General features: G+C 39.9%; 12 protein-coding genes. 6 read left to right on the top strand and 6 right to left on the bottom strand.

The annotated features are described in order from the left end of the window. Positions 1 to 55 precede the first annotated feature (55 nt). The 5 genes from iscU (at position 56) to fdx (ending at position 3,674) form a co-directional block, all read left to right on the top strand. A complete protein-coding gene (gene iscU, locus FTT76_RS15025; RefSeq protein WP_078188667.1) occupies positions 56 to 442 on the top strand; it encodes a Fe-S cluster assembly scaffold IscU in 387 nt (128 codons plus the stop codon). Positions 443 to 479: 37 nt separating this feature from the next. Next, positions 480 to 800 (top strand): iron-sulfur cluster assembly protein IscA, encoded by a 321-nt coding sequence (iscA, locus tag FTT76_RS15020; RefSeq protein WP_078188668.1) that lies wholly within the window; start codon positions 480 to 482, stop codon positions 798 to 800. A 104-nt stretch (positions 801 to 904) separates the two neighbouring features. Continuing rightward, complete coding sequence (gene hscB, locus FTT76_RS15015) at positions 905 to 1,420, top strand: Fe-S protein assembly co-chaperone HscB (RefSeq protein WP_180007824.1); 516 nt, start codon at positions 905 to 907, stop codon at positions 1,418 to 1,420. Positions 1,421 to 1,459: 39 nt separating this feature from the next. Further along, positions 1,460 to 3,319, top strand: a complete 1,860-nt coding sequence (gene hscA, locus FTT76_RS15010; protein WP_180007825.1) for a Fe-S protein assembly chaperone HscA — start codon at positions 1,460 to 1,462, stop codon at positions 3,317 to 3,319. A gap of 16 nt (positions 3,320 to 3,335) precedes the next feature. Further along, positions 3,336 to 3,674 carry an ISC system 2Fe-2S type ferredoxin gene (fdx, locus tag FTT76_RS15005; protein WP_078193483.1) on the top strand — a complete coding sequence of 113 codons (339 nt, stop codon included), beginning with the start codon at positions 3,336 to 3,338 and terminating at the stop codon, positions 3,672 to 3,674. A 174-nt stretch (positions 3,675 to 3,848) separates the two neighbouring features. Here the strand turns inward: fdx and FTT76_RS15000 are convergent, their stop codons facing one another. The 5 genes from FTT76_RS15000 to aspA all read right to left on the bottom strand — a co-directional run bounded on the left by FTT76_RS15000 (position 3,849) and on the right by aspA (position 11,821). Further along, complete coding sequence (locus tag FTT76_RS15000; RefSeq protein ID WP_180007826.1) at positions 3,849 to 5,315, bottom strand: adenylate/guanylate cyclase domain-containing protein; 1,467 nt, start codon at positions 5,313 to 5,315, stop codon at positions 3,849 to 3,851. Between the two features lie 61 nt (positions 5,316 to 5,376). Next, complete coding sequence (locus FTT76_RS14995) at positions 5,377 to 5,811, bottom strand: HIT domain-containing protein (RefSeq protein WP_067762788.1); 435 nt, start codon at positions 5,809 to 5,811, stop codon at positions 5,377 to 5,379. A 223-nt stretch (positions 5,812 to 6,034) separates the two neighbouring features. Next, positions 6,035 to 9,502: a transcription-repair coupling factor gene (gene mfd, locus FTT76_RS14990; protein WP_180007871.1), complete on the bottom strand. Its 3,468-nt coding sequence runs from the start codon at positions 9,500 to 9,502 to the stop codon at positions 6,035 to 6,037. A 179-nt stretch (positions 9,503 to 9,681) separates the two neighbouring features. Then, on the bottom strand, positions 9,682 to 10,038 hold the full coding sequence (locus tag FTT76_RS14985; RefSeq protein WP_180007827.1) for a hypothetical protein: 357 nt from the start codon (positions 10,036 to 10,038) through the stop codon (positions 9,682 to 9,684). A 334-nt stretch (positions 10,039 to 10,372) separates the two neighbouring features. Further along, positions 10,373 to 11,821, bottom strand: coding sequence for an aspartate ammonia-lyase (gene aspA, locus FTT76_RS14980; protein ID WP_180007828.1), 1,449 nt, complete (start codon positions 11,819 to 11,821; stop codon positions 10,373 to 10,375). 423 nt (positions 11,822 to 12,244) lie between these two features. On the opposite strand from aspA, the gene putP reads away from it, so the two are divergent. Continuing rightward, the gene (putP, locus tag FTT76_RS14975) at positions 12,245 to 13,747 is read left to right on the top strand and encodes a sodium/proline symporter PutP (protein ID WP_180007829.1); all 1,503 of its coding nucleotides are present in this window, start codon (positions 12,245 to 12,247) and stop codon (positions 13,745 to 13,747) included. Between the two features lie 61 nt (positions 13,748 to 13,808). Here the strand turns inward: putP and FTT76_RS14970 are convergent, their stop codons facing one another. After that, positions 13,809 to 14,303, bottom strand: coding sequence for an Lrp/AsnC ligand binding domain-containing protein (locus FTT76_RS14970; protein ID WP_180007830.1), 495 nt, complete (start codon positions 14,301 to 14,303; stop codon positions 13,809 to 13,811). Positions 14,304 to 14,412 lie beyond the last annotated feature (109 nt).

The raw sequence follows: 14,412 nt of genomic DNA, 5'->3' as shown, positions 1-14,412 counted from the left end.
GTAATTTCACCCCCATATTAATCTTAAGGCTGACCCCGAGGTTTGGAGAAGCGTCATGGCTTATAGCGAAAAAGTAATTGATCATTACGAAAACCCTCGTAATGTTGGTGTTTTAGACAAAAATGCAGAAAACGTTGGTACAGGTATGGTCGGTGCACCAGCTTGTGGCGATGTTATGCGTCTACAGATTCAAGTTGATGACAACGGCGTAATTGAAGAAGCTCGCTTCAAAACTTACGGTTGTGGTTCAGCAATTGCATCTAGCTCATTAGTAACAGAGTGGCTGAAAGGCAAAACTCTTGATGAAGCTCAAGCAATTAAGAACATTGATATTGCAACTGAACTTGCACTTCCACCAGTAAAAGTACACTGCTCTGTACTTGCTGAAGATGCAATCAAAGCTGCTGTAGAAGACTACCGTAGCAAGAAAGTAAAAGCTTAATTGTTTACGTGTTTTAAAAAAGATTAACGGAGTTTTCATGATTCATTTAACTGAAAATGCTGCAACTCATATCAGCAATTACATCAAGAATCGCGGTAAGGGTGAAGGCATTCGCGTTGGCGTGAAAACTTCTGGCTGTTCTGGTCTAGCTTATGTACTTGAGTTTGTCGATGATATTGACACACATGACCAAGTATTCGATCAGTTTGGCGTAAAAGTATTCGTTGACCCAAAAAGCTTAGTTTATCTTGAAGGTATGGAGATGGACTATGTGAAAAATGGTTTAAACGAAGGTTTTGAATTTAATAACCCAAATAAAAAAGGTGAATGTGGCTGCGGCGAATCGTTTACAGTTTAAGCCTTTTCCACGCTCCTTTTTCGCATTAAAACAGTGTAAAATTCACTGTTTTAATTGCATTTAAAGCAACACTTTTTGCACCTCTATTGCGGACACCATCTCCCATGAATCATTTTGAGTTGTTTAACTTACCTGTAGCACTCGATATTGATTTAGCAGTTTTAAAAGCTGAATTTTTAAAGTTGCAGCAACAATATCATCCAGATAAAGCCGAAGATAAAGATCTAGCCCTGATAAAATCTAGTGAGATTAATCAAGCATTTAAAGCTTTATCCAATGTTGATAGCCGCGCTGCATATCTCTTAAGTCTCAAAAAACAAGATTATCACCTTGATCAATCGATTAGTGATTTTGAGTTCCTACAAGATGCCTTAGAAATTCGTGAACAGTTAGATGAGGCATGCTCTGCTGATGACCTCACTTCACTTAAAACTGAAGTTCAGCAATGGATAGACGGTTTGGTTCGTGAATTTAAGATTGATTATGACGACGAAGACTGGGCAGAAGCACGTGATACCGTACGTAAATTACGCTTCTTCCAAAAAGTTATGGCTGACATCGATAAAGCTGAAGATCGCTTCTTAGACGACGATAGCTTTGATTTAGACGATGATTTTTAATTTATTTTTTATATTTGACGTTCAAAGGATGTAACACACATGGCTCTCTTGCAAATTGCAGAACCTGGTCAATCAAGTGCGCCGCATGAACACCGCATCGCAATTGGTATCGATCTTGGGACTACACACTCTTTAGTAGCCACGGTACTTTCTGGTAAAGCGAAAGTGCTTAAAGATGAACATGGTCGTGTGTTACTCCCTTCTATTGCACACTATGGCGAATCCACTACGCAATATGGTGGCGACGCAAAGGCATTCTTAACGACTGATCCTAAAAACACCATCGTTTCTGTAAAACGCTTTATGGGTCGCTCTAAGACAGATATTAAATTCCAACACCCGTACAACTTAGTCGGTGAAGCGAATGAAATGCCTGCTTTTGAAACTGCACAAGGTCGCAAAACACCAGTTGAAATTTCTGCTGAAATTTTAAAACAACTTAAAGACCGTGCAGAAATCAGCTTAAACAATCCAGTAAATGGTGCTGTCATTACTGTGCCTGCCTATTTTGATGAAGCACAGCGTCAAGCAACGCGTGATGCAGCACAGCTTGCAGGCTTAAATGTACTGCGTCTTTTAAATGAACCGACTGCTGCTGCAGTGGCTTATGGCTTAGACCAAGACACCAATCTGGCACACGATCAGAACTATGTGATCTATGATTTAGGTGGCGGTACTTTTGACGTTTCAATTTTACGTTTCTCTCAAGGTGTTTTTGAAGTTCTAGCAACGGGTGGCCACACAGCGCTTGGTGGTGATGACTTAGACCGTCTGATTGTAAAATGGGCAAAAAAACAACTGAATATTGAAACTTTAGATGATGCTGAATATGCACATTTCATCGTTTCTGCTCGTAAAGCAAAAGAAGCTCTAACCGAGGCTGAATCTGTAGTGCTTAAAGTTCTTGATCAATCATTGACTTTAGACCGCCCTACTTTTGAATCCATCATCAAAGTTGCTTTGGATAAAACTATCAGCGTTTGTAAACGTGTCATGCGTGATGCCAAGCTTGAACTCAGCGATATTCAAAATGTGGTATTGGTCGGTGGTTCTACCCGCTCGTATGCTGTACAAAAAGCTGTTCAAGATGTCTTCAATCAAGAACCACTCTGCACAATTAACCCTGATGAAGTTGTGGCCATTGGCGCCTCGATTACAGCGAACCAGCTTATTGGTAACTCTAAAGATGGTTCATTGCTTTTAGACGTCACACCGCTTTCTTTAGGTTTAGAAACCATGGGCGGTTTGGTTGAGCGCCTTATTTCGCGTAATACAGCTATTCCAGTGGCTCGTCGCCAAGAATTCACAACCTATCAAGATGGTCAAACAGCGATGTTGATTCATGTTGTACAAGGTGAACGAGATCTAGTTGAACATTGCCGTAGTCTAGGTCGTTTCGTGCTTCGTGGTATTCCACCGATGACTGCGGGTCAAGCGCGCATTGAAGTGACTTTCCAAGTTGACGCAGATGGTTTACTCACGGTGTCTGCCAAAGAAACCACTTCTGGTGTGCATGCCCAAATTGACATCAAACCTTCTTATGGTTTATCTGATGCCGACACTGAACGCTTACTGATTGATGGTTATAAGTTTGCTGAAGAAGATAAAAACTTACGTCATCTTCAAGAAACCAAAGTGGAAGCAAAACGTGAACTTGAAGCACTTGATCAAGCACTTAAAGTGGATGCTCAACTTCTCAGCCAAGAGCAACTCAGTTCCCTCACTGCAGCACGCACTGTTTTAGATGCTGCACTTGAAACGACAGATATTAAAGCTATTGAACATGCTGTAGAACAGCTTAAAATACATAGCGATGCATTTGCTGCAGCTCGTATGAATCAGCACATTGATGCCGCACTAAAAGGCACAAAACTCGATGACTGGTCAAACTCAAATTAATTTATAGGTCAAGATTATGCCACGTATTAAAGTACTGCCTCACGCAACAATCTGCCCAAACGGCGCTGAGTTTGAAGTCGAATCAAATGCTAACCTTTGCGAAAGCATGTTAAAAAACGGCATCAAAATTGAACATGCATGCGACATGTCTAAAGCATGCACCACTTGCCATGTGGTTGTACGTAAAGGTTTTGATGGTCTAGATGAAATGGATGATGTCGAAGCAGATCTTCTCGATCGTGCTTGGGGGTTAGAACCAGACTCTCGTCTGTCATGCCAAGTAAAAATTGAAGATGAAGATTTGGAAATTGAAATTCCTAAATACACCATCAACCATGCTTCAGAAAATCATTAATTTATAGATAATTTTCTATAATCAAAAAGCCAGTTCATCGTAACTGGCTTTTTTATGCATAAATCTATTCAAGAATTCAAAAAAAGAAGACGTTTTGATAAAAGAATGAATTGAGTTATTTTTACAATTTAAGGCAATACGATTAGATCTAATTTTTATAATGTATATGTGAAATTAAGAGTGAGATTCAGTTTTTTTGACTTCTTCGATCACTTCGTCTTCTAAATTCAGTTTTACGATACCAGCAGAGTTGGTCATTTTTTGCTGAATTTGTAAGCGTTTAATCATACGTTCTAAAACATGTATTAGTTCAGGATATTCAAAGTTTTGTACCTCATCTAAGTTCAACAATAGATTAAAGCCTTTATATTCGTAATCGAACCAACGTTGATAATCTGTTTTCTGTGAGGTGTATTTTTCCATCACTTGCCAAGTACGTACTGGGCCTTTGATACCTTTTAAGAAGATCGGTGCTTTGGGCGCACATAAATAGTCATTTTTCACTAAATGATGCGTGTCATCTGAAATCAAAATTTCATCGACTTCGGCCGCACTTTGCAATCGTGCAGCCAAATTCGCATCACGCCCCACGATGGTATATGCCATACGGTAAGCTGCACCATAGTTCCCAACGTGGCAATACCCGGTAGAAATACCCATACGAATGTGTAGCGGCGGATAACCCATTTTAATCCAGCGTTCACGCAGCAACTTCATTTGCTGACGCATGACCATTGCCATCTCTAAACAGGTTTTTGCATCCTGCTCTACGCCTTGGCTATGTGGATCACCAAAGAAGATTAGAATTGCATCCCCCATAAACTTATCGACAGTCGCTTCATACTGTTTGGCAATCTCTGTCATATGGCTCAAATAGTCATTGAGTAGAAATGCTAAATCGTCTGGGATTAATGTTTCAGAAAGTTCTGTGAACCCTTGGATATCTGAAAAGAAAATCGTGAGTTTTTTACGTTTATATTCGATTTTAGCTTCAGACTCACCTTTCATAATCGATTGCCAAAGTTGCATAGGCGCATAGCGACTCAATTGATTAGCGAATTCCATATAACGATTCATCTGATCATAATAATGGTTCTTTTTATTGCTTAAAGACTGAACTTGGGTATGTTGATAAAACGTCCCCACACTGAAATACGTAATAAGGCACAAAAAACCTAGAACGGTTAACTCACTGCTGGTTGACTCAAAATATTCTTGAAAACCAAAGACATAAATATTACATAAATAAAATACAGTGACGCCTACAATCCCGGCCAAGGACATCATTAAGAAATTGATTTTGTTATAAATGGTTGTATATAGCAGCGCAAAGACCGCAAGAAAAGTTAAAACAAGGCTTAAATGTACTGCAGACATCAGTACAGCAATAACGATGATATCGATCAGAAAAAGCACATTACGCTTAACTTGATTGCTATATCGATAAATTAACCAATGAGAAAACTTAGGAACGACTAAAATCAGAAAAAATAAAAATGCAGGAATATAGATTTGATATTGCGTATCTGGCTGAGTGTAATGATAGACAATAATCACCAAAGACAGCATGATATATCCCATCAAACGATGAAAATATTCAAACTGTTTAGGCTCTTTGCTGATTAAATTGTCTAACGGCACTCGATCGCCCCCATACGGACACTCATTCTTCTACTATCCTGATATTGTCCGTAAATCGGGATTAGTCCATACGCCAATCAAAAGGCATATCACCTTGACCACGTAGTGCAAGCATCAGTGTTTGGCGCATGTGTGCCAAGACATCATTGTTATAAGGAACTGCTGGCGTACCCCAAACTGGTTTCGGCCAAGCCACATCATTTTGATAACGAACAACATGATGAAAATGTAATTGTGGAACCATATTACCCAATGCAGCTACATTCATTTTGTCTGCACGGAATACACGTGACAATTGGCTTGATAACCAGCTTGACTCACGTAAAAACTGCTCTTGGTCTGCCTGACTTAATTCATAAAGCTCTGTAATTCCCGGAACACGTGGAATCAAAATAAGCCACGGGAATTGCATATCATTCATCAAACGACATGTTGACAGAGGAAAGTCGCCTACATAAAACGTATCTTGAGCAAGTTGTGGATGTAAACTAAACATATCTTTATAAATGATGCAAAATTAGAATGATGGCTAATACTATCACATCCTTATGGGTGTGAATATTCTGTACAGAACGTTTCATTACAAATAAACTGCATTTGAATAAAACGTTGCGTGCTTATGACTCTAATAAATTTTTCAAAAAAATCAAGCGTTTCTTCTATATAAAAAACACGCATGAAAATCTACTCATTATAAACAAGCAATTTATACGCCAAATCTATTGATTTGGCGCCAATTCCTTCAGCAAACTGTCTAATAAGTCATTTATAAATTGAATGCGTTTGTCATATTCTTCGAGCATGACCATCACTTTTAGACGCTGTCCACCTTCCATTCGGAAGAAAGTCGGATGCTTTTGCATCATTTGAATGATCGATATGGCTTGAACTGGTGTATCTGGCGAGAACTCAATACTGCCGCCATGTGAGCTGATATCAATTTTTGTGATACCCAATTGTTCCGCTTTTAAACGCAACTGATGGACAGAGAATAATTGCTTGACTGCTTGCGGCGGCAAGCCGAAACGATCAATTAACTCCATACGAATGTTATCGAGTTTCTCTTGAGTATCCGTATTACTAATGCGTTTATAGAACAATAACCGTTGATGTACATCACCTAAATAATCATCTGGAATTAAGGCTGGCATGTGCATGCTAATTTCAGCCGTTAATGACAATGGAGAGTCAAAGTTAGGCGTTTTACCTTTTTGAATGGCTTTGGTGGCTTTTTCAAGCATTTCCATATACAGGCTATAACCGATGGTTTGCATTGAGCCACTTTGCTGTTCACCCAGCAACTCACCTGCGCCACGAATTTCTAAGTCTTCTGTAGCCAACATGAAGCCCGCACCCAAAGTCGATGCACGAGAAATGGCATCTAGGCGTTTTTCAGCATCACCCTTTAAGCCTTTGAGCGAAGGTACAAGTAAATAGGCGTATGCTTGATGGTGCGATCGACCGACACGACCACGTAATTGGTGCAACTGCGCAAGTCCCAGTTTATCTGCACGCTCAATCAAAATGGTATTGGCGTTTGGCACGTCAATCCCAGTTTCAATAATGGTTGAACACACCAGCACGTTATATTCTTTGTGATAGAACTGCTGCATGATTTGCTCTAGCTCACGCTCACGCATTTGACCATGTGCTACCGCAACTCGGGCTTCAGGAACCAATTCACGTAGAGTTTCTGCCGTACGTTCAATGGTCTCGACTTCATTGTGTAAGAAATACACTTGCCCGCCACGTAATAGTTCACGCAAGATGGCTTCTTTAATCGAATCCCCAGTGTGTTCTTGCACAAAAGTTTTCACAGCAAGACGACGGGCAGGTGGCGTTGCAATAATAGATAGATCACGCATACCACTAAAAGCCATATTCAGCGTACGTGGAATAGGCGTTGCAGTTAGCGTTAGCATATCAACATCGGCACGTAAGGCTTTAATTCTCTCTTTATCACGTACACCAAAACGGTGCTCTTCATCCACGATCATGAGGCCGAGATTTTTAAATTGCACACTTTCCTGCAAGATTTTATGTGTGCCAATCACAATATCCACTTTGCCTTCTGCGAGGTCTTCAATGGTTTTGGTATGTGATTTTGATGAACCAAAGCGTGAAAGGACTTCAATACGTACAGGCCAGTCCGCAAAACGGTCTTTGAAAGACTCGTAGTGCTGCTGCGCCAACAACGTGGTTGGCACAAGTACAGCCACTTGTTTGTTATTTTGTACTGCCACAAATGCAGCACGCATGGCCACTTCTGTTTTACCAAAACCGACATCACCACAAACCAAGCGATCCATCGGCTTCGCTTGTTGCATGTCATACAGTGTCGCTTCAATAGCATTGGCTTGGTCTAAAGTTTCTTCATAGGCGAAGCCACTGGCAAACTGCATATACAGACTTTGATCTAGTTCAAATCCATAACCCGGCTTCGAGTGACGACGGGCTTGAATATGTAAAAGTTCTGCCGCCACATCATGGATCTGCTCTAAAGCCTTGCGTTTGGCTTTAGACCATGCATCTGTGCCCAATTTATGTAATGGTGCTAGATCTGGGTCACCACCACTGTATCGGCTAATTAAATGCAGGTTTGTTACAGGGACATACACCTTAGCTGCATCGGCATAGTCTAACTGCAAAAACTCATGGTCTTGGTCATCGATACTCAAGGTAATTAAACCTGCATATCGCCCCACACCATAATCAATATGAACCACAGGTGCGCCAATACTTAGCTCGGTTAAACTACGAACAAGAAACTCTTCTGATACTTCCTGTTGGCGTTTACGACGACGTTGAACCACACGGTGTTCATAAAGCTGATTTTCAGAAATTACACTGAGTTTGTCAGTTAGCAATAAACCACGATCTAAGGGCGCATTGGTGATCGCAATCGCATGCATAGAATGCATAAAATCATCAAAACTTTCGACCGTCGGGATATCACCCAAACTTGGACGCAATGCATCTTTTAAGGTTTCACGTCTACCTGCGCTTTCAGCCACCAATAACACTGGATAATTTGCCGCATCTATATATTGCTTAACCGCAGAAAATGGCTTTTCACGTTTTGGATCGACAGGTAAACGGGGTGGAATCTCAGCTGCAAGATTGATCACGCCATTGCGTTCATCAAAAGCCTCAGGCGAAGCCACGATACGACGGCAGAGATTTAATTGTTCTAACACTTGATTTGGTTGTAGGAAAATCTGCTCTGGCGGCAAAATCGGTTGGTCGACATTATGACGACGGTCTTCATAACGACGCACAATGTCTGACCAAAACTGAATCAATGTGTCATCTATGGCTCTGTCTGTAATGACAATGCCATTCTCAGGTAAGTACGAAAACAGGGTGCTTTGCTCTCTCATGGCTTGTTCAGAGAAGAACAACGGAAAATAAAACTCAATACCCGGTGAAGCTATACCATCTTGTACATCTTGATAAATTGGGTTTTTCTTTGGATTTGCTGTCGGAAAATTTTCCGCATATCGATCACGAAACAGTGAACGTGCTTCTTTTAATGGAAATTCTTTTGCAGGTAAAACCGTAAAATAATCTAAGTTTTGGGTGGTTCGCTGAGTTTCAGGATCAAAGAATTTGAGGGTATCGATTTCATCATCAAATAAGTCAATACGAATCGGTGAACTTTGCCCCGAAGCGTAAATATCCATGATGCTGCCGCGTACTGCAAATTCACCATGATCATAAACGGTATCCACCAAGTGATAGCCCGCTTGTACTAATCTTAATTTTTGTTGTTCGATATCAAATTTTTGACCTACTTTAATATCAAAGTGTTCACCTAATACCCAAGATGCAGGCGCAACTCGCTGCGCCAAGGTTGTTGCCGAAACCAACAACACGCCTTGCTGTGGCATATTAGACAAAATCGCCAAGCGTTCAGAAACAATGTCTTGATGTGGCGACAGCCGGTCATAAGGTAAAATTTCCCAATCAGGGAAAATAGTCGGCTTAATTCCGTAAAATTCCAGCTCACTTTCTAACTGCCCGAGATGCTGATTATTACGTGCTACAATCACAAACAACTGTTTGGATTGTTTGCTAATTTCTTTAAATAATAATGCAGCAGATGAGCCTTGTAAGTTTCCGACCCACCGCTTTTCGCCAGCTTTGAGCTGTTTAAGATTGAGTTGTGAAATTTCTTGCTGGAACATGATGTAAATAGCTTTTAATGTTTTAATCACTTAGTGATCATATTAACACGATGCTTTTTACATTCCGAGATTTAAGCAACTATATACAGTGTTTTAACCAATATGGATTTGTGATTGTATTTTCTATTGATGAGTACCCTTAACGCACACATCAAACTCAAACACTGCAGTCCATTCACTTACTTACGATCACGGATGAATTGACGATAATAATCATTCAATAGTTTGACATAATGTTTAAATTGCAACAGATTTTCTTCAGTATTGCCTAATCGTGCAACAAAGCGTTGATTTGCAATTTCCAAGTCTATTTTTTCATTGATAATCATTGCAGTCGCATAGAGCTGTTTTAAATCATCGAAATTTGTCATTTTTCTATTCGACAAATATTCCATACGTTCAGACAAAGTATTTAAAACTACGCCTTCAATGATATAGCCCTGAGTTTCATCATATTGAATGTGGTGTTGTTCTAAGTAAAGTTGCTCAGGCGACTCTTTAGCGCCTTTGAATAAATCGACTAACTTATTAAACATCTGACTATCTACAACATGATAAAAACCTATTGTACTTCGATTACGTCCTTTTTGGGGCAAGTTAAAGCTTTTCTGACTTTATCTATGCACTAAATTTTTCATCCAAACCTTCATGACTATATATAGAACTATAATTACTATCCTAAGTAAATATAGCGTTCTATTCTCAACCAATACTTACTTTTAGAATTTAAGTATCTAATAGATACTTAATACATCACTGCCATCAGAATAGTCTTCAAGATTTACCACTGATCATTTTCAAATAAAAAACGAAGGATTAACCTTCGTCATTTACTCATCATTAGGCTATTTAAAAGTCTTAAATAAGCATTTAACTCACTTGAGCGAGTGGCATACTAAATGGTGTCACTTCAGAAACTAAATTTTCAATCGAGAAAATTTCATCCAATTGACTTACAGTTAACAGCTCTTGCTCTAAAACCACTTGGCGAATGGTTTTATTTTCGGCAATACATTGCTTGCCGATTTCATCACATTTTGCATGACCTAAATATGGATCGAGTAAGGTCACAATTCCTACACTACGCATCACAGCATCAAAACATGCTTGCTCATTTGCCTGAATCCCTTGAATACATTTGCTGTCTAAAGTTTTCACCGCATTCACCAAAAGCTCAATTGATTCATTCATGGACAATGCAATCACCGGCTCCATGACATTTAATTGTAATTGCCCCGCTTCTGCGGCCAAAGTAATGGTTAAATCATTCCCCATTACTCGAAATGCAATTTGGTTGACCACTTCAGGGATCACAGGATTGACCTTTGCAGGCATAATGGAGGAACCTGCTTGTAACTCAGGTAAACGAATTTCCGCTAAACCTGTTCGTGGCCCTGAACTTAAAAGACGTAAGTCATTACAAATTTTAGAAAGTTTGACAGCTAAACGTTTTAAGCAGCTTGATAATAAAATGAATACGCCACAATCGCTGGTTGCTTCGACATAGTCTTCTGCACCTTGCAATTTTAGACCGGTCAAATGAGCTAGATTTTCAACGGCCTTGGCTGCATAACCCGCAGGAGAATTCACGCCAGTGCCAATTGCCGTCGCACCTAAATTAATTTCCAATAGAAGCTGTCGATTTTGCTCAATCAACTTCAAATCTTCTTTTAATAATGTTGCAAATGCTCGGAACTCTTGCCCCAAAGTCATCGGAACTGCATCTTGTAACTGTGTACGCCCCATTTTGATGACATGTTTAAACTCATCAGCTTTGAGATGTAAGCTTCCTATAAGTTGATTTAGCACCACAAATAAAGCATTAAAAGCACTATATGTCGCTAGACGCAGCGCTGTTGGATAGACATCATTAGTCGATTGTGACTTATTGACATGGTCGTTGGGATGAATCCTTTGATAACTGCCTTTCGCATCTCCGAGCAACTCAAGGGCAATATTGGCAATGACTTCATTGGCATTCATGTTAATAGAAGTGCCTGCTCCACCTTGATAAATATCAATTGGAAATGAATCTGCCCATTGTTCAGGATGAACAATCAATGCATCACACGCCTGCTGAATCGCTTGGCGAATATCATCTTGTATTAAGTTAAATTGATAATTGGTTTCTGCTGACGCTTTTTTTACCTGAGCAATAGCGCGTACAAAGTTTAAATTTTGTCCGACATGCTGCTTTGATATTTGAAAGTTTTCGATGGCACGCAATGTATGTATACCGTAATAACATGACTGCGGGACTGCTTTATCCCCCAATAAATCATGCTCTATTCTCGTTTTTTCCATTTGAACCGTTGTCACTGCGCATTCCCTCTAATTACGCACCAAGACTGTGCATACCTCATATTCGACCTGTTCAAATCATCTCACTACAGATGATGTGATGCACATTTGCAACCAAATATTTCAAATGCACATTTCTTGTTCACCATGTAACATTGTGTAATTTTTACCTAATTTCATTAGTTCTCTTTTTGTGATGAAAAGTCTTAAGTAGATTTACATTTCAAAATTTAAATTCCCTTCTGTACAACATTTCAGCAGCACAATAAAAAATTCGATTTGTAATAAGAAAAAATATCATTTACGCAAAACATACATAAAATATGCTTAAAGGTTACAGAGTGTAATTTTTAAATCGTGCTTGAATCTGCGACTTACGACAGAAGTACAAATTTTCATCTAGGACAGAGATGATTTGCTTTCATTAAGGATGAACCGCCTATGAGCCATTTAAACCCGACATTAGTCACCTTTATTTTTTATATTCTTGCAATGCTTGCCATTGGTTTGTATGCCTACAGAGCTACGCATAACTTTGACGAATACATTTTAGGTGGACGAAGTTTAGGAAGTGTTGTGACTGCACTTTCAGCAGGTGCATCCGACATGAGTGGTTGGCTACTCATGGGTCTCCCTGGTGCAATTTATCTATCTGGTCTTTCCGAAGCTTGGATTGCAATCGGCTTAATTATCGGTGCTTGGTTGAACTGGCTGATCGTTGCTGGTCGCTTGCGTGTTCATACCGAATATCAAAATAATGCCCTGACCCTGCCCGATTATTTCACAAGCCGTTTTGCAGACCGTAAAAAGATTTTACGTATCATTTCAGCTGTAGTGATTTTAGTGTTCTTTGCGATTTACTGTGCTTCTGGCATGGTGGCTGGCGCACGACTTTTCGAAAGTTTATTCGGTTGGAACTACACAACAGCACTGTGGATTGGTGCAATTGCAACCATCAGCTATGTCTGTATTGGTGGATTCTTAGCGATCAGTTGGACCGATACTTTCCAAGCGGGTCTGATGATCTTTGCACTGCTGATCACACCGATCATCGCCTACCTTGCTTTAGGTGATAACAGTCAAAATCTTGCTGCTGTTTTGGAAACAGCTCGCCCACAAGCTTCTAATTTATTTGAAGGTTTAAGTACAGTTGCGATTTTATCCAGCATGGCGTGGGGCTTAGGCTATTTTGGTCAACCGCATATCTTGGTTCGCTTTATGGCAGCCGATTCTGTTAAAACCATTCCAAATGCACGTCGCATTGGAATGACATGGATGATCCTATGTCTAGGCGGTGCTGTAGCAGCCGGTTATATCGGTATTGCTTACTTCCAAGTTCACTCAGAACTGGCAAGCGTCGTTAATGCCAACCCTGAAACGGTATTTATGGAATTGACTAAAATTCTATTCAATCCGTGGATTGCAGGGATTATTTTAGCCGCAATTTTAGCTGCGGTGATGAGCACACTTAGCTGTCAGTTATTGGTATGTTCAACAACCTTGACGGAAGATTTGTACAAAGGTTTTATTCGTAAAAATGCATCGCAAAAAGAATTGGTTTGGATTGGACGTGCGATGGTCTTGGCAATTGCTGTATTTGCAATCACCTTTGCAATGAACCCTGCAAGTAAAGTTTTAGGCTTAGTGGCTTATGCATGGGCAGGTTTCGGTGCTGCATTTGGCCCGCTGATTATTCTTTCATTGCTGTGGAAACGTATGACGCTTAACGGAGCAATCATTGGCATGATCGTAGGTGCTGTGACTGTCATCGTGTGGAAAAACTACTTAGGCCACCTTGGTTTATACGAAATCATTCCAGGCTTTATTTTCTCTGCAATCAGTATCGTTGTCGTGAGCTTATTGGGTAAAGCACCAGAGGCGGATGTGGTTGAACGCTTTGAAAAAGCCGAAGCGCAATATCAAAAAGAAATGTCTGAAATCTAAAATTTTTGACACTAAAAAGGGGCTAAATGCCCCTTTTTTATACTCAATTATTGATGATTAGCTACTTCGGCCGAGCCGCAGGTTTCAGCTTAATTTGCATACTTTCTTTGATCACTTCCATCACAGGATAACTACGCGTTTCCTTGATACCAGGTAATTGCCAAAGTACCTGCCCTGAAATTTTTCTAAATTCTTCCATATTTGCGCAGCGTATTTTCACCACAAAATCAAAACCACCGCTGATCATGTGACATTCTACGATTTCTGGAATTTGACGCACTGCATCCGAAAAATCTTCCAATACATTGGGTGTAGTTTTATCTAGTAAAATCTCCACAAAAACCACAAATCCATTGTTGAGTAAGACCGGATTTAAACGTGCTTCATAGCCTAAAATAAAGCCCTCTTTCGATAATTTTTGCACACGTGCCAACGCCGCAGTGGGTGATAAATTCACCATTTCCGCAAGCTTAATATTGGACAATTTTCCGTCTTCTTGCAGCAGCTCTAAAATTCGAATATCTATACGGTCTAAGCTCAAATATGGGCTACTCATCTGAATTTTTCTCTAAATATTATTAAAACTATAGTGAGTTATTCGCTAAATATTCTGTGATGATAAATTAAATAAAGGATCAAGCTCAAGATTTATTTGCTCGTCATAG

Source organism: Acinetobacter sp. YH01009 (assembly GCF_013420765.1).
In the GTDB taxonomy this organism is placed as follows: Bacteria; Pseudomonadota; Gammaproteobacteria; order Pseudomonadales; family Moraxellaceae; genus Acinetobacter; species Acinetobacter amyesii.
Note: the sequence above shows the minus strand (reverse complement) of the source record. Positions and strands in the feature narration are given on the sequence as shown.